The organism is Pseudomonas sp. GW821-FHT01E05 (assembly GCF_059422425.1).
In genome coordinates this window covers 1-23660 of the sequence record NZ_JBWKWW010000016.1, presented here as the reverse complement: position 1 = coordinate 23660, position 23660 = coordinate 1, and the positions used below count along the sequence as shown (strand labels likewise).

The window sequence follows — 23660 nt, the reverse complement described above, 5'->3', positions numbered from 1 at the left end:
GCTCTTTAGCGCACCGCACTCACTCCATCCAGGGTCGAGAATGAGGTGTCTTTGGCCGTCAGCAAGAAGTCGCGCATGTACGGCGCGTCCAGCATGTCGGCGCGAATGCCCGCATACAGCGTCGCAAACAACCCTTTTTCGCCTAACCGCTTAGCCTTCACATAACCCCGTGAGCTGTACTCATGCAGAGCCCAGTGGGGCATGCCGCACACGCCACGGCCGCTGGCCACCAACTGCATCATCATCACCGTCAGCTCCGAGGTGCGCACCTGTGCCGGTTCGATATCCGCCGGCTCCAGGAAACGGGTGAAGATGTCCAGCCGGTCCCTTTCCACCGGGTAGGTGATCAAGGTTTCACTGAGTAAATCTTCCGCCACGATGTACGGCTTGTTCGCCAGCCGATGCTGGTTGGCCACGGCGAGCATTGCTTCGTAGGTGAATAACGGCACATAAGTAATGCCCGCCAGCTCCAACGGGTCGGACGTCACCACCAAATCCAGGTCGCCACGGGCCAGGGCGGGCAGGGGAGCGAAAGAGAAACCTGAAGCCAGGTCCAGCTCAACCTCCGGCCAGGCATCGCGGAACTGGTCGATGGTCGGCATCAGCCACTGGAAGCAGCTGTGGCATTCGATGGCCATGTGCAAACGTCCGGCAGTGCCACCGGCCAACCGGGCGATATCCCGTTCGGCACCGCGCAGCAGCGGCAAAGTGGCATCGGCCAGCTGCAACAGGCGCAGCCCGGCGCTGGTGAAACGCACCGGCTTGGTCTTACGCACGAACAGTTGCATACCCATGCGCTCCTCCAGCTCTTTGAACTGGTGGGACAACGCGGACTGGGTCAGGTGCAAGCGCTCGGCGGCTTCAACCAGGCTGTCTGCTTCGCGCAAGGCGTGCAGGGTCTTCAGGTGACGGATTTCCAGCACTGAGGCCTCCATGAGGAAAACTTGTGATCAATACGAAAAGATTGAGTTTGTCTCATGTTGCCTTGGCTGTCGACAATAGAGCCATCTTTTATGGAGGAATGCCGTCATGGCCCTGGCCCACAATCTTGGTTTCCCGCGCATCGGCGCTGACCGCGAACTGAAAAAAGCCCTTGAATCCTATTGGAAGGGCGACCTCGAGCAGAGTGCGTTGCAAGCCATTGGCCGTGAACTGCGGGCCAGACACTGGCAACTGCAAAAGGATGCGGGTATCGACTTGCTACCAGTTGGCGACTTCGCCTGGTACGACCAGGTGCTGAGCCACTCGCTGACCTTCGGGGTGATCCCCGAGCGATTCGACAGCGTCAAGGATGCCCGTGGCCTGCCGACCCTCGATACGCTGTTCGCCATGGCTCGTGGCGCCACTGCCTCCTGCTGCGGCGGGGAGCATGCCAACGCGCAATACGCTCAGGAATTGACCAAGTGGTTCGATACCAATTACCACTACCTGGTCCCGGAATTCAGCGCTGACCAGCGGTTCAAACTGAGCTGGGAGCAGCTGTTCGAAGAAGTCGATGAAGCGCTGGCGCTGGGGCACAAGATCAAACCTGTGATCATCGGTCCGCTGACCTACTTGTGGCTGGGCAAGGCCAAAGGCAACGACTTCGACAAACTCGACCTGTTGGAGCGTTTGCTGCCGATCTACGGTGAAATCCTCGGTCGGCTTGCGGCCCAAGGCGTGGAGTGGGTGCAGATCGACGAGCCGATCCTGACCCTCGACCTGCCCCAGGAATGGAAAAACGCCTTCGAGCGCGCCTACCACATCCTGCAATATTCACCGCTGAAAAAACTTGTGGCGACCTACTTCAGCGGTCTGGAAGACAACCTCGGGCTGGCCGTCGGCCTGCCAGTGGATGGCCTGCACATCGATGCGGTGCGCGCTCCGGAACAGTTGGCGGCGGTACTCGACCGCCTGCCGACTTACAAAGTCCTTTCGGTGGGCCTGGTCAATGGTCGCAACGTCTGGCGCTGCGAGCTGGAACAGGCGCTGGAGCAACTGCAAGCTGCCCAGCAGCGATTCGGCGACAACCTCTGGGTGGCCGGTTCCTGCTCGCTGCTGCACAGCCCGGTTGACCTGGGCCGCGAAGACAAACTGGATGCCGAACTGAAAAGCTGGCTGGCTTTCGCCGTGCAGAAGTGTGGCGAAATCTCTGTGCTGCGCGATGCCTTGAACGATCCGCAAGCCCCTGCGGTGCAAACCGCGCTGGCTGAGAGCCGCGCCGTACAGGCCAGCCGTGCCCGGTCGCCGCGCATTCACAAGGCAGAGGTTCAGGCCTGTATCGCCGCCATCAGCGCGGCTGACAGCCAGCGCCAATCGCCGTTCGCCCAGCGCATCGAGGTGCAACGTGCTCGTCTGAACCTGCCGGCGTTCCCGACCACCACTATTGGCTCGTTCCCGCAGACCGCCTCGATTCGTCTGGCGCGTCAGGCGTTCAGGCAAGGCAAGCTGTCCGCCAATGACTACACCGACGCCATGCGTAGCGAGATCCGTCACGCCGTGCAAGTCCAGGAACGCCTGGGTCTCGATGTGCTGGTCCACGGTGAAGCCGAGCGCAACGACATGGTCGAGTACTTCGCCGAGCAACTCGACGGTTACCTATTCACCCGCTTCGGCTGGGTCCAGAGCTACGGTTCGCGTTGCGTGAAACCGGCAATCATCTACGGCGACCTGAACCGCCCGAATGCCATGACCGTGGACTGGATTCAGTACGCCCAGAGCCTGACCGACAACGTCATGAAGGGCATGCTGACAGGGCCGGTGACCATGCTGATGTGGTCCTTCCCGCGCGAAGATGTATCGCGCAAAGTCCAGGCGCAGCAATTGGCACTGGCCCTGCGTGATGAAGTGGTCGATCTGGAAAAGGCCGGAATCAAAATTGTCCAGATCGACGAAGCCGCCTTCCGTGAAGGCCTGCCGTTACGTCGTGCGCAATGGCAGGAGTATCTGGATTGGGCAGTGGAGGCCTTCCGTCTCACAGCTTCGGGGGTTCAGGACCAGACCCAGATCCACACCCACATGTGCTACAGCGAATTCAACGACGTGATCCAGTCCATCGCAGCCATGGATGCCGACGTGATCACCATTGAGACTTCGCGCTCGGACATGGAACTGCTGGACGCGTTCGAGGCGTTCGACTACCCGAACGATATCGGTCCGGGCGTCTACGATATCCACTCGCCACGGGTGCCGGACACTGCCGAGATGATCAAACTGATGAGCGAAGCGGTCAAACGCATCCCCGCCGAACGACTGTGGATCAACCCCGACTGCGGCCTGAAAACCCGCGCCTGGCCGGAAACTGAAGCGGCACTGGTGAACATGGTCGCGGCGGCGCGGCAGTTGAGGAGTCAGTTGGCGTAAAAGCCTTTTTGTTTGGTCGTTCCCACGCTCCCGCGTGGGAATGCCTCAATAGACGCTCTACGTCAGCTCTTGTGACGCGGAGCGTCACGGGCTGCATTCCCACGCAGAGCGTGGGAACGATCAGCTCCTCTGATATTAGCAACCGCTCGGCAATCTTCATCAAACTGTCACGTAACTGTGGCAGCGCGCTTGATCAAAGTTCATCAGACTCGCGCTCTACTGGGTTTCTGCGTTTCGGTGTTTTTCATGCGTGCATTTTTTTTAAAGTCGGCATTTTTTCTGGTCGCACTGGTGTTCGGCCTGCCGGCTTTTGCGGCGTCACGGTGCGATGTCAACGTACCGACCCAACAGGTCGAGCTCAATCAGGTCAATCTGGCCTATCAGAGCATTGGCCGTGCCTCGGATCCGGCGTTGCTGCTGGTGATGGGGCTGGGCGGGCAGTTGATTCATTGGCCGGACGAGGTGGTCGTCGCGCTGTGTCAGCAGGGCTTTCGGGTGATCCGCTACGACAATCGCGATGTCGGGCTCTCTACCTGGCGCGAGCCACCCGCCAGCGCCAACCTGGCCTTTGAAGTGTTGCGCTACAAACTCGGTTTACCGGTGTCGGCGCCGTATACGCTCACGGACATGGCTGACGATGCGTTGGGCCTGATGGATGCCTTGCATGTGCAGCAGTTCCACGTGCTGGGTGCGAGCATGGGCGGGATGATTGCCCAGCATATGGCGGCGATGGCGCCGCAACGGGTGGAAAGCCTGACCCTGATCATGACCAGTTCCGGTGCCGAAGGCTTGCCGGCGCCGAGCGCGGCGTTGGTGCAGTTGCTCTCTCGGCGCAGCGCGCCGAACCGCGAAGTGGCGCTCGAGCAACAGGCGGATTTACTGGCGGCACTGGGCAGCCCGCAGGTGGCGGATGACCGGCAGGCGCTGCTGCATCAGGCCGCGGTGTCGTATGACCGGGCGTTCAACCCCGAAGGCGTGAAGCGCCAGATCATGGCGATCCTGGCTGAACCAAGCCGGGTGGCATTGCTCAATCAGCTGCGGGTGCCGACGCTGGTGGTGCACGGCACCGCCGACCCGTTGCTGCCGGTGATGCATGGCGTGCATTTGGCGGCGCATATCCAGGGCAGTCAGTTGAAGCTGATTCCCGGGTTGGCTCATCGCTTTCAGGAGGCGTTCAAGGCGCCGCTGCTGGCGGCGGTGTTGCCGTATTTGCAGAGCCATCGCGAAGATACATCGCATTGGGCACAGATTGATCCGGTGCTGACGCCGAACCTGTTGTAACCCAGAGACTGCTGATCGTTCCCACGCTCTGCGTGGGAATGCAGCCCGTGACGCTCTGCGTCACAAAAGCGGACGCAGAGCGTCCAGAGAGGCATTCCCACGCAGGAGCGCAGGAACGATCAAGTTATCGCGACAGGCGCGGAATGTTGCTCAGCGCACAATCTTGTCCACATGAATCCCGAGCTTCTTCAACCGGTACCAGAAACTGCGCTCGGAGATGCCGATCAGCTGCGCAGCGGCGGCCTGTACGCCGTTGCTCTGTTGCAGGGCGGCGAGGATGTAGTTCTTTTCCACTTCGGCCAGCGCTGCGTCCAGATCCTCAGGCACGCCGGTACCTTCGCTGAGAATCGCGCTGGCGCCGCTGCTGGAGGGTTGTGAGGCGAACAGATAGGCCGGCAGATCGCTGTCTTCAATGATGCTGCCGCAGGCAACGATGGTCGCGCGCTCCACGCAGTTTTGCAGTTCGCGGATATTCCCCGGCCAGGCGTAATTGGTCATGACCTGCAGCGCGCGCGGGCTGAAGCCGGTGATGCGTTTGCCAGCGGTGGCACCCAGGGTGTGGGCGAAATGGCGGGCCAGCGGCGCGATATCTTCGACCCGTTCGCGCAGGGCGGGCAGCGGGATAGGGAACACGTTCAGACGGTAGTAGAGGTCTTCGCGAAACTCTTTATTGGCCACCGCTTCCAGCAGGTTTTTGTTGGTGGCGGCGATGACCCGCACATCGACCTTGCGCTCGCGCGGGTCGCCCACCGGCTCGATCACGCGCTCCTGCAAGGCCCGCAGGATTTTCGCTTGCAAGGCCAGGGGCATGTCGCCAACTTCATCGAGGAACAGCGTGCCCTTGTCGGCCTGCATGAAGCGCCCCACGCGATCGGTCACGGCGCCGGTAAAGGCACCTTTGCGATGGCCGAACATTTCGCTTTCCAGCAGGCCTTCCGGGATGGCCGCGCAGTTGACCGCGACAAAGGGTCTGTCGGCACGGTTGCCGTGTTTATGGATGGCCCGGGCAACCATTTCCTTGCCGGTACCGCTTTCACCGGTCAGCAGGATCGTAGCGTTGCTTTCTCGCACAGAGTCCACTGCTTGCAGTACTCGGCGAAAGGTCGAGCTGTTACCCACCAGGCTGTCGATCTGCTGGTGTTCGTCGAGCTCGGCGCGCATGCGCTGGTTGTCTTTGAGGATGTCGCGAAACTGCAAGGCTTTGCTGACGGTGATGTCCAGTTCGTCGATGTCGAACGGTTTGGCGATGTAGTCGAAGGCGCCATTGCGCATCGACTGCACGGCGTTTTTTACCGTGCTGTAAGCGGTCATGACGATCACTGGCAGTTGCGGAAAGCGTACTTTGATTTCCGCCAGCAACTGCGGCCCGTCCATGCCAGGCATGCGCCAGTCGCTGATCACCAGGTCGATGTCCTCCTGTTCAAGCACAGCCAGGGCGTGCAGGCCATTGCCAGCGGTGAACACTTGAATGCCGTTCTGGTTCAGGGCTGAAGACAACAGGTCACAGAGCTTGGGCTCGTCGTCGACCACCAGAATATTATGCGTCATCGTTGTCCTCACCGCTGTCTTCGCCGTTGGCCGGAATGTACAGGCTGAAGGTGGAGCCGGCATCTTTTTCGCTGACGCATTCGATACGGCCGTCGTGGTTTTCCATGATCGAGAAGACTTTTGCCAGGCCCAGGCCGGTGCCGGTGGCCTTGGTGGTCACAAACGGGGTGAAAATACGTTCGATCATATCCGGTTCGATGCCTTGGCCGGTATCGGCAACACTGATGATTGTCTCTTCCTTGTCTGTGGCAATGCCCAGGGTCAAACGACCGCCTGCGGGCATGGCGTCGATGGCGTTGAGGATCAGGTTCAGGCAGGCCTGTTTGAGTTGCCGTGCATCGGCGTAGACGGTCGCGCCGGGTACCTGATCGTCGATCCGTGCATCGATGTTATGGGTCGCCAGTTCCGGCGCGCAGAAACCGATCAGATCTTCCACCAACGGCCGGGCCAGCAGGGTCGAGCGTATCGGTGCGCTGGGTTTGGCAAAGTCGAGAAACTCGGTGATCAGGTCGTTGATCCGGCTGACTTCGCTGACCACATATTCCAGATGACGTTTGTCGGTCTCGGGCAGGTCCGCGCGGCGGTGCAATAACTGGGTCGCGGTCTTGATGATACCCAGCGGGTTGCGAATTTCATGGGCCAGGCCCATCGCCACTTCGCCAAGGGCGTGCAGGCGATCACGGCGGCGCAGCTGCGCTTCCAGATGGTGAAGTTCTCCGAGGCGTTCGGTCATGTGGTTGAAGGTACTGCTCAGTTCGGCCAGTTCGTCGCTGCCAGTGACGGCTAACCGTTGGCGATAATCGCCAGCGGTTACTGCCCGAACCCCCTCGGAGAGGCCGCGTAGCGGTCGGGTCAGACGCTGTGATACCAGCCAGCCAGCACCCAGTGACAGGGCGCTCGCAATCACGAAAATCAGGATGAAAAGGTTACTTTGATTGACCAGCCCGACCAGGCTGGTGTGGCGTAGCAACCCGCTGAAGATAACACCCTGCAGTTCGCCGTGGTCGTTGAGAATCGGCCAGTAAAGTCCACTGACGCGGCTGGTGAACTGTTCGCTGGGTAGTTTGGTTTGGCGTATGTTCGCCTCGATGTTGCTCGGTACTTGAGAGGGGTGATCCTCGAAGCGTTGGGTCGAGAATATCTCGGAGAACCCGTTGGCGTTGGACAGGTACAAGCGCAGGTCAAGGGAGTGAACGTCCGCCACACTGTTCAGGAAGCTGCTGTCCAGATAGCTGGCGACCAGCAGTTGGTAGTCTGCGCCGTCCTGATTGGTGTGGAAAACAGAGACCACCGCGCCAAAGAGGTCGCCATTTACTTTGAGTGTTTGCAATACCGCATTGGGCTCGGTGCTGAGTTGCGCGGTGATCTCATCGGGAACGGTGGAAAATACCACTTTGTGATCGCTCTCGCGGATCAGTGCGACTACGTCGATACCCATGGCGTCGGCAATATCTACCGTCAATTTGTCATGTTTGGCCGCTGAGCGCGAAGACGGCGGTCTGGTATAGCGAAGGAACAGTTGGGCGACCCGCGCATTGCTTCGCAGGATTTCTCCTATTTCGTCCTTGACGATCTTGGTCGACTCCTGCAACCAGATCCGCACGTTGCTATCGAAAATCTCTGACAGGGTCGTCGCCGCGAGTTCGGCAGCGATCATCGTCGGTACCACGCTGACCAGCCAGAACGCCAGGACCAGTTTGCGCTGGACGCTCCAGCGTGAAATGGCAAAGGGGCGTGAGGTACGGCGGTTTTTTCTGGTCATCAGGTTTCGCTTATCGCAGCAGCCATGGCGGGGTCGGATCGATCCGGTCGGACAAACGGTTTCACCAGTTTCAGCATTGTGTTGAGCAGCCAGTTGCGATGGCGGAAGAACAGCATGTTGCCCTGAAACTCACAGCCAAGCCGCAGCTTATTGGCATAAGCAGCCTGGCCGCACTCATACAGTGGGATATTGTGTTGAATACAGTAGCCGACATTGGCCAGCCAACTACGCAAATACAGGTTGTGCTCACGACTGGATTCGATGTCGTGGGCGAAAAGCTTGTCGATCAGGCGTTGCTGGTCAATCAGTATCAGGTTGAACGCCACTAACTGCTCGTCGACCCAATACAGCACACAGGCCGCACGATCTTCGAGTTGTTTGAGGATGCCAGTGAAGTAGCGCGCCGGTAACCGCTCGATCTGCTGATCGCTGCGCGCCAGTGTCGCTTCGTACAACTGCATTATGCTCGGCAGAACGTCGTCAATGGAGCGCCGCCATTCGATCCGTGGCCCGGGGGCGCGAAGCTTGCGCCGCAGGTCCTTGCGGGTGGATTTGCCCAGAGATCCCAGGTACGCGTCGATCGAGCCGTATGGCACCGGTAGAAGCGCTGTCGGAAGGCTTGGCATCGCTTGAAAACCTGCCGCAAGGCAACTGGCGGCCCATTGCTCATCGTGACTGGGTGCATCTTTCACGGCCAGCAGGCCGATACCGAAACTATCGGCATCGCGGCGGGCCGAGCTGAGTAATTGCTCCAGCAAGGCTTGACGTCGATGCGCTGCAACATGGCTGGCGGTCCCGGCATTGCACCGCTCGGCCACAGGCGAGCCGATGACATAGAGGCGCAATTGCAGAATGCCCGGCCATAGTTGTTCCAGGCGTTCGGTGAAACGCTTGCCCACCCCTTGAACTCTAGTGCCGAGTCGATACCTGGTCATGAACGCTGGCGCCACGGCCAGTAGCGTCGAGCCCTCGTACAGGGCCAGGTAGCGCCACTGAAAGTCCTCTATTCCGGCATTCTCTACGGCAGCGTAATAATCCCAACCCTCCAGAGCATCCGGAAAGCAATCATTCCAGGCACTGCGCTCGATGGCCTGGATGGTCGAGAAGGCTTGGGCGGTGATCACGTCTTTTCCTTAAGTTACGCCAGCTGCCGATACTCTTCGCGCTCGGTCGGTTTCATGGAAAGCTGTTGGACAAAATCCGCACTCAGATCCACAACGCGGCGGTACTCCAGGTCGACCGTGATCATGTGATAGCAGTTATCCAGCAGGACCTTGGTGACCGGGCCGCCGAGATTGCGTTCGACATAATCGGCGTTCCAGCGGCTGGTGATATCGTCCTCTATGGAGTGCAGCACCAGGGCCGGTGTTTTGATCGACGGCATGCGCTTCTTGACCACGGCATTCATCCGGTGCAATTCGCGCACGGTGACGCCTTCCATGGTCAACAGCCCGGCATTGCTGCTTTCGCCGTCTTTCATCTGACGTTCGACGATCGCTCGTAGACGCTCGTTCTTGATGCCATAGGGCGGCTTCTCTTCGAAGCTGCAGATGTGCACGCCGAACGGAATCTTCATCAACAAGGGGGTCAGGAACGCCAGCTTGTGGATGCTCCAGCCGTCGTAGCGCAGGGTGGTTGAGTACATCAGCAGGCCGCTGACCTGCCCCGGATGCTCGGAGGCGACGTACATGGACATGACCGCGCCCATGGACAGACCACCGACGAACACCTTTTCGTGCCGCTGGCGTATGCCCACGAACGTCTTGCGTACACCTTCGTACCAGTCCTGCCAGCCAGTGGCTTGCAGGTCGGCGTTGTCACCGCAGTGCCCGGCCAGGGTTGGCACGTATACCGTGCAACCCGATTTGGCCAGGCCGATGGCAACCCGACGCAACTCCGTCGGGGTGCCGGTCAGGCCGTGGATCAACAACACCGCGACCTCACCACTGCCGAGAACGAAACCGGCGCTACCTTCGCCGAGATCGATCTCGTCTTTTGAAACAGCGGGATTCATCGTTTCATGGCTCGGGCAAGCAGGCGGTCGAGCAGAGCAATACCCAGATCGATTTCCTCGTAGCTGATTTCCAGCGACGGGGCCAGGGTGATGACGTTCTTGTAGTAGCCGCCCACATCGAGAATCAGGCCCAGACGCTTGCCGTCGATTTCGATGTCGCCCTTCATGCCTTCCTCAACCATGAAGTCCAGGGTGGCCTTGTCCGGAGTGAAGCCGTCCGGACCGCAGATTTCGCAGCGCAGTGCCAGGCCCAGGCCGTCGACGTCGCCGATGATCGGGTAGCGCTTCTGCAGGTCCTGCAGACCGTCCAGGAAGTATTTGCCCTTGGCCATGACCATCGCGCCGTAGTCGACTTCGCTGGTCATCTTGAACATTTCCAGGCCCACCGCCGTACCCAGCGGGTTGGAGGCGAAGGTGGAGTGAGTCGAACCTGGCGGGAAAACCTTCGGGTTGATCAGCTCTTCGCGAGCCCAGATGCCGCCCAGTGGGTTGAGGCCGTTGGTCAGTGCCTTACCGAAGACGATCACGTCCGGTTTGACGTCGAAGTGCTCGATCGACCACAGCTTGCCGGTGCGCCAGAAACCCATCTGGATCTCGTCGACCACCATCAGGATGCCGTGCTGATCCAGCACTTGCTTGAGCTCGCTGTAGAAGTTCATCGGCGGGATCACGTAGCCGCCGGTGCCCTGGATCGGCTCGACGTAGAAGGCTGCGTATTCGCACTGGCCGGTTTTCGGGTCCCAGACGCCGTTGTATTCGGTTTCGAACAGACGGGCGAACTGCTGCACGCAGTGGCTGCCGTATTCTTCCTTGGTCATGCCTTTAGGACCACGGAAGTGGTACGGGAACGGGATGAAGTTGGCGCGCTCGCCGAAGTGACCGTAGCGGCGACGGTAGCGGAAGCTCGAGGTGATCGACGATGCACCCAGGGTACGGCCGTGGTAGCCGCCTTCGAAGGCGAACATCAGGCTCTTGCCGTTGCTGGCGTTACGCACGACTTTGAGCGAGTCCTCGATGGACTGCGAACCGCCGACGTTGAAGTGCACGCGACCGTCCAGGCCAAACTTGTTCTTGGCATCGACCGCGATCATTTCCGACAGCTCGATCTTGCCTTTGTGCAGGTATTGGCTGGCGATCTGCGGCAGGGTGTCGATCTGTTGTTTCAGGGCGTTGTTCAGGCGCGGGTTGGCGTAACCGAAGTTGACCGCCGAGTACCACATTTGCAGGTCGAGGTAGGCCTGGTCGCTGGTGTCCCACACGTAGGAACCTTCGCAACGGCTGAAGATGCGTGGCGGTTCGATGTAGTGAACGGTGTCGCCGTAGGAGCAGTACTTGGCTTCTTTTTCCAGAAGAATCTGGTCTTCTGCGGTCGCGATTCGAATATCAGACATGATGGAAGAGTTCCTGTGTTTCGGAAGAGTGTTCAAGTGTGAAGGCGCTGGCGTTGGCGGCGCTGGCCGCTGGCAGTTTGGCCAGCAATGCAGGCAGTTCGGCGAAGCTGTCGAAGCGGGCGTAGGCAATGCCGTTGCGCTCGCAGTGTTCGGCCAGACGATCCTTGGCGAAAACGAAGTCGGCGCTGGAGGCCACGCACATGTCGGACTGGCCGTCACCGATCACCAGCACGCGTTTGCTGCTGGGGGTGGATTTGCATTTGCAATTGCCGGAGGCGGCGCGGCAGGCGTCGCTCGAATACGGGAAGTCGATGCGCCAGCTGTTGTGGTCGACCTGGCGCAGACGGTTGGCCAGGATTGGCAACAGGCTGACGTAGTTGCGCGCCAGAATCCGTGCGATGCCTTGCTCAATGCCGTCGCTGACCACTTCGATGGACGCGCCGAGGCCGATCACGTGGTCGACGAAGTCCGGGAAGTCAGGGTCGATTTCGATCGTGTCGAAATACGCCAGCAGCTCGGCAGGCGTGGCCTTGACCAGCGCTAGTTGGCGGCTCAGACATTCGCGCGAGCCGATGTGACCGTCCAGCCATTCCTGCTCGATGCTTTCCCAGATCGGGTCGGCGAAGCGTTCAAGTATGTTGTCGATCGCGTCGGTGCGGGATATGGTCCCGTCGAAATCACACACGATATGCCAGTCAATCATCTGCATTACCTATTTGCCAGGGGCGCGCTGTTGCGCTTGCCGGGGATAGAGCAGGGACTGTGCCAAGTGACCCTGGCCCATGGCTGGCGGGCTTTGGCCGGTAACCGGCAAGCTTGAAGCTACAATTTTTGTAGGTCTCTACAAAAAACATGAGTGCTTGCGCGACGATGCCGCTCTGGGGATTGATGCACGCATGTATAGATAAGGAATCGTTCCATGTTCAGGGTTTTCACTGCTTTATTGGCCTGCCTGTTATGTCTTGGCGGCTTTTCGGTCAGCGCTCAGGCTGACGGCATTACCGGTGAGGCAGGGCTGGGCATCAGTTATCAACCCCATGACCCTAGTGGTAGTCGTTATGAAACGGCTCCGGTGCCGTATCTCGATCTGGACTGGGGGAATGTCAGCCTCAGCACTGACGATGGATTGACCTGGAGTGCTTTCAAAGCCTCCGGTTTCAGGGCCGGTCCGTTTATCAATTACCTGCCGGGACGTAGCGCCAATGGCTCGATACAAGGGCTGCGCAATGTGCCGGATATGGCAGAGGTGGGCGGGTTCATCCAGTACAGTCCGCAAGATTTCTGGCGCGTGTTTGCCCAGGTCGGGCAGGCAGTGGGTGGCAACGGCGGGCAGGGCGGGCTGCTCGGACGCGTGGGTGGGGAGCTTGGCTATCCACTGGGTATGGGGATTATCGGCAGCAGCAACCTGACCGCGCACTTCGCCGATGGCCGGCAGACCCAGACCTTCTTTGGGGTCAGCGCCCAAGAGGCGCAGGCCTCGGGCATCCGCGAATACAACGCCAGTGGCGGTTTGCAGAACCTGGCGTTGACCCAAAGCCTGGATTTTCCTCTGGCGCAGCATTGGTCGCTGCTGACCAGTGCCAGCTGGATTCATCTCACGGGCTCAGCGGCGCAGAGCAGCATCGTTAAAGAAAAGGGCGACGCGAATCAGGGCGAAGCGCAAGTGGCGATCAGTTATAGATTCTGAAGGTGGCGGCGCTCTCGTAGCAGCAACTGTCTTCGGCTTCATTAATCATGAATGCAGGCCGAACATGGGTTTGAGGGTAAATGCGAGGGCCGGTCCAGGGTGCAGGTCATTAGAAAACCTGTAGCAGCAACCGGTCGACGCTCGATTGCTCGCCAAGCGTTATCAGGCGTGAAACCGAACCCAAACACTCACCACCACCGTCGCCGCCATCAGCCACGCGACGGCTGCAACGGCCAACGACAACTCCAGGCGCAAACGATCGACCATCACATACAAGGTGGCCAGATAAATGAAGTAGGGAATGATCGACCACATGCCGAACACGATGGTGGTCTTCAGGTCGTCCACTGAGCGACCTTTGCCGACGATGTAGTGGGCGATCAGCGCAAAGGTCGGAAACAGTGGCACCAGCCCTGCGATGTAATAGTTTTTGGTTTTCGCCAGTGCCGCCAGAATAAGCACCACGGCGGCGCCCAATGTCGCCTTCAACAATAAATCCACAGTGTTCTCGCAGGTGTAGGGTTAGTGGCTCAAGCCGTATTTCTTGACCTTGTCGAACAACGTGGTCTTGGCCATGCCCAGTTCCAGGCTGGCCTGGGTCAGGTTGCCGCCGCTACGCTGCAAGGCATCGTTGAGCAGGTTACGCTCGAAGGCCTCGACCGCCTCGGCAAAACCCAGGCCTTGACTGACGCTGCCGCCGGATTTTTTGAACGCCGGCAGGCCGAGGGCAAAACGTTCGGCAACGTTACGTAACTCACGCACGTTGCCCGGCCAGTCATGACTCATCAGGTTCGACAGGGTCTGGTTGTCCAGCTCTGGCGCAGTGCGGTCAAAGCGCAGGGACGATTGCTGCAGGAAGTGTTCGAACAGTTGCAGGATGTCTTCACGGCGTTCGCGCAGCGGCGGCAGTTCCAGGGTCACCACGTTCAAGCGGTAATACAGGTCGCTGCGAAACTGGCTGGCCTTGCTCAATTCATCCAGATCTGACTTGGTCGCGGCAATCACCCGGCAGTCGACGGCGACGCTCTGGTTCGAGCCGAGACGTTCCAGGGTGCGCTCCTGCAATACCCGCAGCAGTTTGATCTGCAGGTTCAGCGGCATGCTTTCCACTTCGTCGAGAAACAGCGTGCCTTCGTGGGCATGTTCGATTTTACCGATCCGCCGTTTGCCGGCGCCGGTGAAGGCGTTGGCTTCGTGGCCGAAGATTTCGCTTTCGAACAGGTTCTCCGGCAGGCCGCCGCAGTTCAGCGCAACAAACTGCCGGGACTGACGGCGACTGAAGTCATGCAGGCAGCGCGCGACCAGTTCCTTGCCAGTGCCGGTCTCGCCTTCGATCAGCACATTGGCCGAGGTGTCGGCAACGTTGGCGATCAGCTCGCGCAGATTTTGCATGGCCGGCGAACGCCCGATGATCCGGCCTTCCAGTGAGTCGCGTTCGGCCAGCTGTCGACGCAGTGACCAGACTTCCCGAGCCAGGCTGCGCTGTTCCAGCGCACGCCGGGCCACGTCCACCAGACGCTCAGGGGAGAAGGGTTTCTCCATGAAGTCATAGGCGCCTTTTTGCATCGCGCCGACCGCCATGGAGATATCGCCATGGCCGGTGATCAGCACGACCGGCAGGCTGCGATCGCGGGCCTTGAGGCGGGTCAGCAGTTCCAGGCCATCGATGCCTGGCAGGCGAATATCGCTGATGACGATCCCGGCGAAATTGTCGCCGACTTGCGCCAGGGCTTCCTCGGCACTGCCGACGCCAATGCAGGGAATATCTTCCAGGGTCAGGGCTTGCTGGCAGCCGAGCAGGACATGGGGGTCGTCTTCGACGATCAGCACGGTAAGGTCGGTGTTCATAGCGGCTCGGCTTGAGTAGGGCTTACCAACGGTAAACTGAGGACGAAGGCGGTACCACCGCTGGCCGGGTGTTCGACGCCCAGATTGCCGCCAGTGGCAGCGGCCAGGCTCGCCGACAGGGTCAGGCCGAGACCCAGTCCCTGTTCGCCAGGTTTGGTGGTGAAGAAAGGTTCGAACAAATGCTTGCGCGTCTCGGCGTCGATACCGTGGCCGTTATCGCGTACCCGCAGACGGTATTTGCCGTCGACGGTTTCACCTTCCAGCCATAATTCGGGCAACGGCTGCGCCTGCATGGCGTCCAGGGCGTTGCCGATCAGGTTGACCAGAATCTGTTCCAGACGGGTTTGATCGATTTGCACCTGTACATCGCTGAAACAGCGGTGCAGTTGCAGCTCGCTGTTTTCCAGGCGGCTGCCCAGTAACTGCAAGGCCGCGTCGACGGCTTTACCGAGGCTGGCCTGGCCCTGGTCATCGCCGCGACGGGCGAAGGAGCGCAAGCTCGCGGTGATGCGGCCCATGCGGTCGATCAGCTCGTTGATGGTTTTGAGGTTGGCACTGGCAGTGTCCAGCGCACCGCGCTCCAGGAAGCGCACGGTATTGCCCGAGAGGGTGCGCAGGGCTGCCAGCGGCTGGTTCAACTCGTGGGCGATGCTGGTGGACATCTGGCCGATGGCTGCCAGCTTTCCGGCTTGCACCAGTTCATCCTGGGCGCGACGCAAGGTTTCTTCGGCTTGTCGCCGTTCGCGTATCTGGCCCTTGAGGCGTTCGTTGCTGGCACGCAGGTCGGCCGTGCGTTCGGCGATCTTGCGCTCCAGCTGGTTGTTGGCTTCCTGCAAGGCTTCACGGGCAGCGAGGCGGGTGGCGATGACCTTGCGTCGTTCGTTCCAGGCAATCAGCAAAAACGCTAACAGGGCAAATGCCACGGCCACCAGAATCCCCTGGTTGATGGCTTCGCGTCGCAGGTCTTGCAGGGGCGTCAGCAGGGTGAAGTTCCACGGCGTATCGCTCAACGGACGAGTCTGCGACAGGTAGCTGATGTCCTTTTCATCCGACTCCAGTTCGGTGTTGGCGGGGAAAGTCAGTTTTTCCACGCCTTCGGCCAGGCGTTCGCGGGCCAGCGGTTGCAGTTCGTTGAGCGGGAACCAGTAATACTGCAGGCTGCGCGCCAGGCGTTCCTTGGTTTCATCACTGAGAGGGCGGACTGCCCTGAGCCGTCGCGCCGGGTCGCTGGAGAGGATGATGATGCCGTTTTCATCACTGACGAAGGCTTCCAGGCGCGCCCGCTGCCAGCGCTCCTCCATAGCTTCCAGGCGCACTTTGACCACCGCGACACCGATGATCTTGCCTTGCCGTTCCAGGCCGTGGGCCAGGTAGTAGCCGGGTTCGCCGTTGGTGCTGCCGATGCCGTAGAAGCGTCCCGGCTGACCGCGCACGGCGTTCTGGAAGTAGGCGCGGAAGGACAGGTCTTCGCCCAGGTAACTGTCGACATCGCGCCAGTTACTGGTGGCCAGTACGCGGCCAGTGGTGTCCATCACGTAAATGGCCCGACTGCGGCTGCGCCGGTTCAGGCCTTCGAGGTAATCATTGACCATCTGCCGGTGTTCGGGGGATGGCTCGGCCAGCAGCAGTGAGACACTGGATTCGAGTTCCAGCAGGCTGGGCAGGTAGGTGTATTTGCTGATCTCGCTTTCGACGGCGCGGGCGTGCAGTTCCAACTGACGCTCGCCGTTCTCGCTGAGGGTGCGAATCCCGTAGTGCTCGCTGGTCCAGAAGCCGATGTAACCCAGACCGATCATCAACAGGATGACCAGCGGTGGCAGGAACAGCTGGCGAATCAGGCGGGGTTTCACGGCGAGTGATGGCGGCGCGGCGCGATAGAGAGTTGGGTCGCATTTCATCACAGATGCCTTGGGTCAACCAGATGTAGGAGCGAGCTTGCTCGCGATAGCCGCGTAGCGGCGGGGTATCAGTCACCCCGGTTATCGTTGGCGTTCATCGCGAGCAAGCTCGCTCCTACAGGGGGTCGCGTATGCCTCGAAGATCAGTGCTGCAGAATCTTCTCTAGGAAGTGCTGGGCGCGGTCGGAGCGGGCGTTGATGTCACCGAAGAACTCTTCTTTGCGGCAGTCTTCGATGATCTGGCCCTGGTCCATGAAGATCACCCGGTCCGCCACTTTACGGGCGAAGCCCATTTCGTGGGTCACGCACATCATGGTCATGCCTTCGTGAGCCAGTTGCACCATCACGTCGAGTACTTCGTTGACCATTTCCGGGTCGAGCGCCGAGGTCGGTTCGTCGAACAGCATGACGATCGGGTCCATCGCCAGCGCACGGGCAATCGCCACACGCTGTTGCTGACCACCGGAGAGTTGGCCCGGGTGCTTGTGGGCGTGGGCGGAGAGGCCGACGCGCTCAAGCAGTTGCAGGCCTTTTTTGGTGGCTTCTTCCTTGCTGCGACCCAACACCTTGATCTGTGCGATGGTCAGGTTTTCGGTGATAGTCAGGTGCGGGAACAGTTCGAAATGCTGGAACACCATGCCAACGCGCGAGCGCAGTTTCGGCAGGTCGGTCTTCGGGTCGGCGATGGACGTGCCATCGACCACCACATCGCCTTTCTGGAACGGCTCCAAGGCATTGACGCATTTGATCAGGGTGGATTTGCCGGAGCCGGACGGCCCGCACACCACGATCACTTCGCCTTTTTTGACCTCGGTGCTGCAGTCAGTCAGTACCTGGAAGTCGCCATACCACTTGTTGACGTTCTTGATAGAGATCATACGGCAAACCTTTTTTGTAGACGCTTGACCAGCTGCGAGGCGGCAAAGCTGATTATAAAATACACCAGACCTGCGAAGACCAGGAACTCATTGGAGCGGCCGATGATGTCGCCACTGGCGCGCGAAGCATTGAGGAAATCCACCAGACCGACCGCGTAGACCAGCGAGGTGTCCTGAAACAGGATGATGCTCTGTTGCAGCAGCAGCGGGGTCATCTTGCGGAACGCTTGCGGCAGAATGATCAAACGCATCATCTGGCCATACGTCATGCCCAAGGCTTGGGCAGCGCCCATCTGGCCCTTGGGAATCGACTGCACGCCAGCCCGGACGATTTCGCAGAAGTAGGCCGCTTCGAACATCATGAAGGCCACGATGCACGAGGCGAATGCGCCGATCGGGGTGTCTTCACCGGTGATCCAGCGCAGTACGAACGGCACCGCCAGGTAGAACCAGGTGATGACCAGCAGCAGCGGGATCGAGCGGAAGTAGTTAACGTAGGCGCCGGCAATGTTCGACAGCAGTTTACTGTGGGACAGGCGCATCAGCGCCAGGATTGTGCCGAGGATGATCCCGCCGCTGACGCCCAGGGCCATCAGCTTGAGGGTCATCACCATGCCGTTCCACAGGCCCGGTGTGGCCTGTACGATTCCACTGAAGTCCATTATTTACCCCCCACGGAAATCAGGCCGGGCACAGCGACTTTCTTCTCGACCATGCGCATCAGCAGCATCAGGCTCATGTTCAGCGTGAAGTAGATCAGGGTCGCCAGGGTGAAGGCTTCGAACAGGTTGGCGGAGAACTCGGCGGTCTGTTTGGTCTGCGCGAGCAGCTCCATCAGTCCGATCAGCGAGGCCACGGACGTGTTCTTGAAGACGTTGAGAAATTCCGAGGTGAGCGGCGGAATGATGATCCGGTAGGCCTGGGGCAGCAGCACATTCCAGTAGACCTGTGGCAGCTTGAAACCCATGGCACGGGCGGCTGATTCCTGGCCACGCGGCAGCGCCTGGATACCGGTACGCACTTGTTCGCAAACGCGAGCAGTGGTGAACAGGCCCAGGCAGACGACGACGCTGAGGAAGGCGGAGGTGGTCGGGTTCAGGTCCTGCTTGTACCAGTCCTGCAGGTTTTGCGGCAGTAGATCCGGTACCAGGAAGTACCAGATAAACAGCTGAACCAGCAGCGGCACGTTACGGAAGAGTTCCACGTAGCAGGTCGCGATGCCCGACACGACACGATTCGGTACGGTGCGCATGACGCCCAGAATCGAGCCCAGCAGCAGGGCGATGATCCAGGCCACGATGGCGATGGCGATGGTCCAGCCCAAACCGGTGAGGTACCAGTCGAGATAGGTCTCGCTGCCCACGCCAGTGGACTTGAAGAACACGCCCCAGTCCCAGTTGTAATTCATTAGGGTCTCCCCTCGGATTCGATCGATGTACAAGTGCCCGCCAGGGGAAGATCCATTCCCGCCCGACCTTGACGGTCAGGCACACACGAGCGGCTCGACAATCACCGGTTCGAGTGTTTCCAAAAATGCCAGCAGGGAGTGACAACCCCCTGAAAGGGCAGTGGCCCTCTCAGGAGATAAGGTTAGTCAGAAATCAGGATTTCTTTTCGTCAGCCGCTTTGTCGGTCGGATTGGCGATCAGGGTCTTGAGCTCTTCGCTCATCGGGAACATCAGGTTCAGGTTCTTCGGCGGGATTGGCTGCATGAACCACTTTTCGTAGATCTTATTGATTTCGCCGGACTTGTAGGTCGCAACGATGGCGTCGTCGACAGCTTTCTTGAATGGCGCGTCGCCCTTGCGGACCATGCAGCCGTAGACTTCAAAGGACTGTGGAGTACCGGTCACGACCCAGTCGGTCGGCTTCTTGGCCTTGGCCATTTCACCTGCCAGCAAGGCGTCGTCCATCATGAAAGCAACGGCACGGCCCGTTTCCAGCATCTGGAAGGACTCGCCGTGGTCTTTGGCGGAGATAACGTTCATACCCATCTGCTTGTCGGCGTTCATCGACTTGAGGATACGCTCGGACGTGGTGCCAGCGGTGGTCACGACGTTCTTGCCTTTGAGGTCGGGGAAGTCTTTGTACGGCGAGTCTTTTTTCACCAGCAGCTTGGTACCGATTTCGAAGATGCCGACGGAGAAGTCAACTTGCTGCTGACGTTCGAGGTTGTTGGTGGTGGAGCCGCATTCCACGTCCACGGTGCCGTTCTGCACCAGCGGGATACGGGTTTGCGAGGTGACCAGGTTGTACTTGACGTTGAGGTTCGGCATGTCCAGGTCTTTTTTGATGGCTTCGACGATTTTCAGCTGAATATCGTGGGAGTAGCCGACCGGTTTGCCGGAAGCGTCTGCGATGTAGGAAAACGGAATGGAAGCGTCGCGATGTCCAAGGGTGATGGTGCCGGATTCTTTGATTTTCTTCAGTGTGCCGGTGAGTTCGGCTGCGAAAACTGGAGTGCTAATCAGAGCAACAGCGATAGCTGCGCCCAGAAGATGGGGAACGATACGCATCAAATTTTCCTCGACATTGTTTTTTTTATGAAGCCAGTTCATCGGCCTTTCTGTACTGCAAATACCTTGAGGGCTTCTGAAGTGTGGGCACATCAGGCATTCGTCCAAGAGTGTAGAGCATGACTCGTGCCAGACTGGTTTTAATTAGTCAAGCTGTTGATTTTAAAGATTATTATTTATTTAAGACGATGATTTTCCGGATGAAAAATCCGGCAAACCGAATCAGGCCATAAGGCGCGTTCGGAAAACCGAATGATTGATTGGCCTGTTTTTGATCGTTCCCACGCTCAGCGTGGTAACGCATCCAGTGACGCTCTGCGTCACAAGAACGGACGCGGAGCGTCCGGTCAGGCATTCCCACTCAGAGCGTGGGAACGATCTTAAAGCGGCTATGAGAACGCCCCTGAACCTTTCGGTTCAGGGGCGTTTTGATCGTTCCCACGCTCAGCGTGGTAACGCATCCAGTGACGCTCTGCGTCACAAGAGCGGACGCGGAGCGTCCGGTCAGGCATTCCCACGCAGAGCGTGGGAATGATTTTATAGCGGCTATGAAAAGCGATCAGGCCGCTTCGATTTTGCTGCGGTTCTGTTTGACCTTGTCCAGATACTGCTGCAATTGCTGCTGCTCTGCCTTGGTGGTGAACAGCCCCAGCTTGCTGCGGCGCCAAAGAATGTCCTGAGCGCTCACGGCCCATTCTTCGCTGCACAGGTAATCGACTTCGCGAGAGTAGAGGCCGCCACCGATGTGTTCACCCATGTCGCTCATACTCTTCGCGCCTTCCAGCAATCGCCAGGTGCGGCTGCCGTAGGCGGTGGCCCAGCGGCGGGAAATTTCAATCGGCAGCCAGTCGTACTGGTCGCGGATCAACGAGCTCAGCGCCTGCGGTGTGGTCATGTCCTCGCCGCCCGGCAGGGGGGCATGGGCGGTCCAGTCTGGCTTGATGTCTTTGAAATACGGTGCCAGTTGGGCCATCGCCGACTCGGCCAGTTTGCGGTAGGTGGTCAGCTTGCCGCCGAACACCGACAACAGCGGCGCTTGTTCAGTACTGCCCGACAGCGCCAGGGTGTAGTCGCGGGTGACGGCCGAGGGGTTGTCGGATTCGTCGTTGCACAGCGGACGAACGCCGGAATAGCTGTGCAGGATGTCGTCGCGGCTGACTTGCCTCTTGAAGTGGGCGTTGACCACTTTGAGCAGGTAGTCGGTTTCACCTTCGGTGATCGCCACTTTGGCCGGATCACCTGTGTATTCGCGGTCGGTGGTGCCAATCAGAGTGAAGTGGTTGAGGTATGGAATGGTGAAGACGATGCGCTGATCTTCGTTTTGCAGAATGTGCGCGTGTTCGCCTTCATACAGCTTTGGTACGATCAGGTGGCTGCCCTGGATCAAGCGAATTCCGTACGGCGATTCCATCTTCAGGTCATCGCGGATGAACTTGGCGACCCACGGGCCGGCGGCGTTTACCAGCGCCTTGGCGCGGATCGAGAACAGGCTGCCATCGGCGCGTTCCAGCTGCAGGTGCCACAGGCTTTCGCTGCGACGGGCGCTGACACAGCGAGTCCGGGTGTAAACGTGGGCGCCTTTTTCGCGGGCGGCCATGGCATTCAGGACGACCAGGCGGGCGTCATCGACCCAGCAATCGGAGTATTCGAAGCCTTTGGTGATTTCGCTTTTCAGCGGGCTATCAGGGCCAAACTTCAGGCTTTTGGAACCGGCGAGTTTTTCCCGCTTGCCCAGGTGGTCATAAAGGAACAGGCCGGCACGGATCATCCAGGCTGGACGCAGATGCGGGCGGTGCGGCAATACGAAACGCATCTGCTTGACGATGTGCGGGGCCTTGGCCAGCAGCACTTCGCGCTCGGCCAGGGCTTCGCGCACCAGGCGGAATTCGTAATGTTCGAGGTAGCGCAGGCCGCCGTGAATCAGCTTGCTGCTGGCGGACGAAGTGTGGCTGGCCAGGTCGTCCTTTTCGCAAAGGAACACCGACAGATCGCGACCGGCGGCATCAGCTGCAATCCCCACGCCGTTAATTCCACCGCCGATGACGGCGATATCGTAGACATCGGCAAGAGGAGGCATGGGCAAGGTAGAAGTGGGCATCGGCTGGCCTCAGGGGTCTCTTGGTATTTGAATTCGAACATTTGTGTTCGCTTTCGAAAATGGTAGCGCATAAACACAGGCGCAGCCAGCCAGCTTCGATTGAAAATACTGATCGAAGGACGCCAAAAGGAAAATTTTCGAACATTTAGACCAGGGAGGGGCGCGCGAGCGGTCTATGTGGCGTGGGAGCTTGCTCGCCACAATTGACCGCGCTCCGCTGTAGGTCCTGCCGCAGGCTGCGATGTTTTTCGGGCCAGCACCGCACGTCCTGCACCCGCCTCGGAAATCCCGCCACGTCAACGCCTTGCACGGCCCGGAGGATGAAGCTTATAGTCCGCCGGTCGCCCATATGGCGACCGGGTTTGGCGACCCAGAGGATGATATGCAAAAGCTCTCTGCTTGCTTGCAGGCGTTTTTGCACCCGCAAGGCTGCTTTATGGCGGCTGTGCGCGGGAGACTTTCGGGTCTGCCGGTTACCATCCCCGGTTCGCCAACCTGCGTACAGCTGCCACCCTTTCGTTTGGCGACGATTGAGCGGTAGCTCTCTTCAATTCTGGATGGAGTTTTACCCATGAATCGATACATGCCAATCACCGGAGTCGACAACGACTTCCACGCCCTATTGATCGACACCGAAGCGCCCCTCGACGTGCTGCACGAAACCGCTGACTACCGCATCCGCGCCGTGACCCAACTCCTGGAAAACCTCGCCATGCGCGAAGAGATCCACTCCGACACCGTGGTCCTGCACGACTTCGCCCGAGTCCTCGCTATCCCGCTACGCGACGGCTGCGATCTGCTGGACGTCATCGGACGGCGACTACGGGCGCAGATGGCACCATAAACAAAACGGGCAACCTCAGAGGCGCCCGTTTTTTGATTACTGGGTGTCAGGTCTGCCAATAATCGTTCCCACGCTCTGCGTGGGAATGCAGCCCGTGACGCTCTGCGTCACTGCCGAAGCGGACGCGGAGCGTCCAGTGAGGCATTCCCACGCAGAGCGTGGGAACGATCTACTCCTTGGCCCGGGTCCTCGCTATCCCGCTACGCGACGGCTGCGATCTGATGGACGTCATCGGACGGCGACTACGGGCGCAGATGGCACCATAAACAAAACGGGCAACCTCAGAGGCGCCCGTTTTTTGATTACTGGGGGTCAGATCTGCCAATGATCGTTCCCACGCGCCGCAAAGGAATGCAGCCCGTGACGCTCTGCGTCACTGCCAACGCGGACGCGGAGCGTCCAGTGAGGCATTCCCACGCAGAGCGTGGGAACGATCGACTCCTTCGCCCGGGTCCTCGCTATCCCGCTGCGCGACGGCTGCGATTTAATGGACGTCATCGGACGGCGATTGCGGGCGCAGATGGCACCATAAACAAAACGGGCAACCTCAGAG

Annotated in this window: 19 protein-coding genes; 4 read left to right on the top strand and 15 right to left on the bottom strand. The window is 59.5% G+C overall.

Annotation, left to right across the window (positions count from 1 at the left end; genetic code table 11):
• Nucleotides 1-5: 5 nt before the first annotated feature.
• Nucleotides 6-923, bottom strand: a complete 918-nt coding sequence (metR, locus tag AC07W5_RS26780) for a transcriptional regulator MetR (RefSeq protein ID WP_494991981.1) — start codon at nucleotides 921-923, stop codon at nucleotides 6-8.
• Between the two features lie 106 nt (nucleotides 924-1029).
• Between metR and metE the strand changes: the two genes are divergently transcribed.
• Both metE and AC07W5_RS26770 read left to right on the top strand, forming a co-directional pair.
• Nucleotides 1030-3342: a 5-methyltetrahydropteroyltriglutamate--homocysteine S-methyltransferase gene (metE, locus tag AC07W5_RS26775; RefSeq protein ID WP_495024621.1), complete on the top strand. Its 2313-nt coding sequence runs from the start codon at nucleotides 1030-1032 to the stop codon at nucleotides 3340-3342.
• Nucleotides 3343-3588: 246 nt separating this feature from the next.
• Nucleotides 3589-4623, top strand: a complete 1035-nt coding sequence (locus AC07W5_RS26770; RefSeq protein WP_494991983.1) for an alpha/beta fold hydrolase — start codon at nucleotides 3589-3591, stop codon at nucleotides 4621-4623.
• Between the two features lie 150 nt (nucleotides 4624-4773).
• Here AC07W5_RS26770 and AC07W5_RS26765 read toward each other — a convergent pair whose 3' ends face one another.
• The 6 genes from AC07W5_RS26765 to AC07W5_RS26740 are packed head-to-tail and all read right to left on the bottom strand — an operon-like array spanning nucleotide 4774 to nucleotide 12041.
• Nucleotides 4774-6171: a sigma-54-dependent transcriptional regulator gene (locus AC07W5_RS26765; RefSeq protein ID WP_495011097.1), complete on the bottom strand. Its 1398-nt coding sequence runs from the start codon at nucleotides 6169-6171 to the stop codon at nucleotides 4774-4776.
• Complete coding sequence (locus AC07W5_RS26760) at nucleotides 6161-7933, bottom strand: sensor histidine kinase (protein WP_495011096.1); 1773 nt, start codon at nucleotides 7931-7933, stop codon at nucleotides 6161-6163. Before AC07W5_RS26760 ends, AC07W5_RS26765 begins: the two co-directional genes overlap by 11 nt.
• On the bottom strand, nucleotides 7933-9057 hold the full coding sequence (locus tag AC07W5_RS26755; protein ID WP_494991986.1) for a GNAT family N-acetyltransferase: 1125 nt from the start codon (nucleotides 9055-9057) through the stop codon (nucleotides 7933-7935). Before AC07W5_RS26755 ends, AC07W5_RS26760 begins: the two co-directional genes overlap by 1 nt.
• A gap of 14 nt (nucleotides 9058-9071) precedes the next feature.
• Complete coding sequence (locus tag AC07W5_RS26750) at nucleotides 9072-9947, bottom strand: alpha/beta hydrolase (protein ID WP_495011094.1); 876 nt, start codon at nucleotides 9945-9947, stop codon at nucleotides 9072-9074.
• On the bottom strand, nucleotides 9944-11338 hold the full coding sequence (locus AC07W5_RS26745; RefSeq protein WP_494991988.1) for an aspartate aminotransferase family protein: 1395 nt from the start codon (nucleotides 11336-11338) through the stop codon (nucleotides 9944-9946). The genes AC07W5_RS26750 and AC07W5_RS26745 overlap by 4 nt, the downstream gene beginning before the upstream one ends.
• The gene (locus AC07W5_RS26740) at nucleotides 11331-12041 is read right to left on the bottom strand and encodes an HAD-IB family phosphatase (RefSeq protein WP_495011093.1); all 711 of its coding nucleotides are present in this window, start codon (nucleotides 12039-12041) and stop codon (nucleotides 11331-11333) included. Before AC07W5_RS26740 ends, AC07W5_RS26745 begins: the two co-directional genes overlap by 8 nt.
• 216 nt (nucleotides 12042-12257) lie before the next feature.
• On the opposite strand from AC07W5_RS26740, the gene AC07W5_RS26735 reads away from it, so the two are divergent.
• Complete coding sequence (locus tag AC07W5_RS26735) at nucleotides 12258-13025, top strand: MipA/OmpV family protein (protein ID WP_494991990.1); 768 nt, start codon at nucleotides 12258-12260, stop codon at nucleotides 13023-13025.
• A gap of 162 nt (nucleotides 13026-13187) precedes the next feature.
• Here the strand turns inward: AC07W5_RS26735 and AC07W5_RS26730 are convergent, their stop codons facing one another.
• The 8 genes from AC07W5_RS26730 to glpD form a co-directional block, all read right to left on the bottom strand.
• Nucleotides 13188-13517, bottom strand: a complete 330-nt coding sequence (locus AC07W5_RS26730) for a GlpM family protein (protein WP_494992145.1) — start codon at nucleotides 13515-13517, stop codon at nucleotides 13188-13190.
• 30 nt (nucleotides 13518-13547) lie between these two features.
• A complete protein-coding gene (aauR, locus tag AC07W5_RS26725) occupies nucleotides 13548-14873 on the bottom strand; it encodes a two-component response regulator AauR (RefSeq protein WP_495024620.1) in 1326 nt (441 codons plus the stop codon).
• Complete coding sequence (aauS, locus tag AC07W5_RS26720; RefSeq protein ID WP_494991992.1) at nucleotides 14870-16771, bottom strand: two-component sensor histidine kinase AauS; 1902 nt, start codon at nucleotides 16769-16771, stop codon at nucleotides 14870-14872. The genes aauR and aauS overlap by 4 nt, the downstream gene beginning before the upstream one ends.
• A gap of 143 nt (nucleotides 16772-16914) precedes the next feature.
• Nucleotides 16915-17649, bottom strand: a complete 735-nt coding sequence (locus AC07W5_RS26715) for an amino acid ABC transporter ATP-binding protein (protein ID WP_494991993.1) — start codon at nucleotides 17647-17649, stop codon at nucleotides 16915-16917.
• Nucleotides 17646-18314 (bottom strand): amino acid ABC transporter permease, encoded by a 669-nt coding sequence (locus AC07W5_RS26710; protein ID WP_494992146.1) that lies wholly within the window; start codon nucleotides 18312-18314, stop codon nucleotides 17646-17648. The genes AC07W5_RS26715 and AC07W5_RS26710 overlap by 4 nt, the downstream gene beginning before the upstream one ends.
• Nucleotides 18311-19057, bottom strand: coding sequence for an amino acid ABC transporter permease (locus tag AC07W5_RS26705; protein ID WP_494991994.1), 747 nt, complete (start codon nucleotides 19055-19057; stop codon nucleotides 18311-18313). Before AC07W5_RS26705 ends, AC07W5_RS26710 begins: the two co-directional genes overlap by 4 nt.
• A 193-nt stretch (nucleotides 19058-19250) precedes the next feature.
• Complete coding sequence (locus tag AC07W5_RS26700; RefSeq protein WP_494991995.1) at nucleotides 19251-20165, bottom strand: glutamate/aspartate ABC transporter substrate-binding protein; 915 nt, start codon at nucleotides 20163-20165, stop codon at nucleotides 19251-19253.
• 559 nt (nucleotides 20166-20724) lie between these two features.
• Nucleotides 20725-22263: a glycerol-3-phosphate dehydrogenase gene (gene glpD / locus AC07W5_RS26695; RefSeq protein ID WP_495024619.1), complete on the bottom strand. Its 1539-nt coding sequence runs from the start codon at nucleotides 22261-22263 to the stop codon at nucleotides 20725-20727.
• Between the two features lie 571 nt (nucleotides 22264-22834).
• Here glpD and AC07W5_RS26690 point away from each other — a divergent pair.
• Nucleotides 22835-23107: a hypothetical protein gene (locus tag AC07W5_RS26690; RefSeq protein ID WP_494991998.1), complete on the top strand. Its 273-nt coding sequence runs from the start codon at nucleotides 22835-22837 to the stop codon at nucleotides 23105-23107.
• The last annotated feature ends 553 nt before the right edge of the window (nucleotides 23108-23660 follow it).

Bases quoted from the DNA above. Each gene is read 5' to 3' on its own strand.
- aauS (WP_494991992.1), bottom strand. From the start codon at position 16,771: ATGAAATGCGACCCAACTCTCTATCGCGCCGCGCCGCCATCACTCGCC.
- AC07W5_RS26750 (WP_495011094.1), bottom strand. From the start codon at position 9,947: ATGAATCCCGCTGTTTCAAAAGACGAGATCGATCTCGGCGAAGGTAGC.
- AC07W5_RS26690 (WP_494991998.1), top strand. From the start codon at position 22,835: ATGAATCGATACATGCCAATCACCGGAGTCGACAACGACTTCCACGCC.
- AC07W5_RS26765 (WP_495011097.1), bottom strand. From the start codon at position 6,171: ATGACGCATAATATTCTGGTGGTCGACGACGAGCCCAAGCTCTGTGAC.
- AC07W5_RS26740 (WP_495011093.1), bottom strand. From the start codon at position 12,041: ATGATTGACTGGCATATCGTGTGTGATTTCGACGGGACCATATCCCGC.
- metE (WP_495024621.1), top strand. From the start codon at position 1,030: ATGGCCCTGGCCCACAATCTTGGTTTCCCGCGCATCGGCGCTGACCGC.
- AC07W5_RS26770 (WP_494991983.1), top strand. From the start codon at position 3,589: ATGCGTGCATTTTTTTTAAAGTCGGCATTTTTTCTGGTCGCACTGGTG.
- AC07W5_RS26700 (WP_494991995.1), bottom strand. From the start codon at position 20,165: ATGCGTATCGTTCCCCATCTTCTGGGCGCAGCTATCGCTGTTGCTCTG.
- AC07W5_RS26745 (WP_494991988.1), bottom strand. From the start codon at position 11,338: ATGTCTGATATTCGAATCGCGACCGCAGAAGACCAGATTCTTCTGGAA.
- glpD (WP_495024619.1), bottom strand. From the start codon at position 22,263: ATGCCCACTTCTACCTTGCCCATGCCTCCTCTTGCCGATGTCTACGAT.
- AC07W5_RS26760 (WP_495011096.1), bottom strand. From the start codon at position 7,933: ATGACCAGAAAAAACCGCCGTACCTCACGCCCCTTTGCCATTTCACGC.
- aauR (WP_495024620.1), bottom strand. From the start codon at position 14,873: ATGAACACCGACCTTACCGTGCTGATCGTCGAAGACGACCCCCATGTC.
- AC07W5_RS26735 (WP_494991990.1), top strand. From the start codon at position 12,258: ATGTTCAGGGTTTTCACTGCTTTATTGGCCTGCCTGTTATGTCTTGGC.
- AC07W5_RS26705 (WP_494991994.1), bottom strand. From the start codon at position 19,057: ATGAATTACAACTGGGACTGGGGCGTGTTCTTCAAGTCCACTGGCGTG.
- AC07W5_RS26715 (WP_494991993.1), bottom strand. From the start codon at position 17,649: ATGATCTCTATCAAGAACGTCAACAAGTGGTATGGCGACTTCCAGGTA.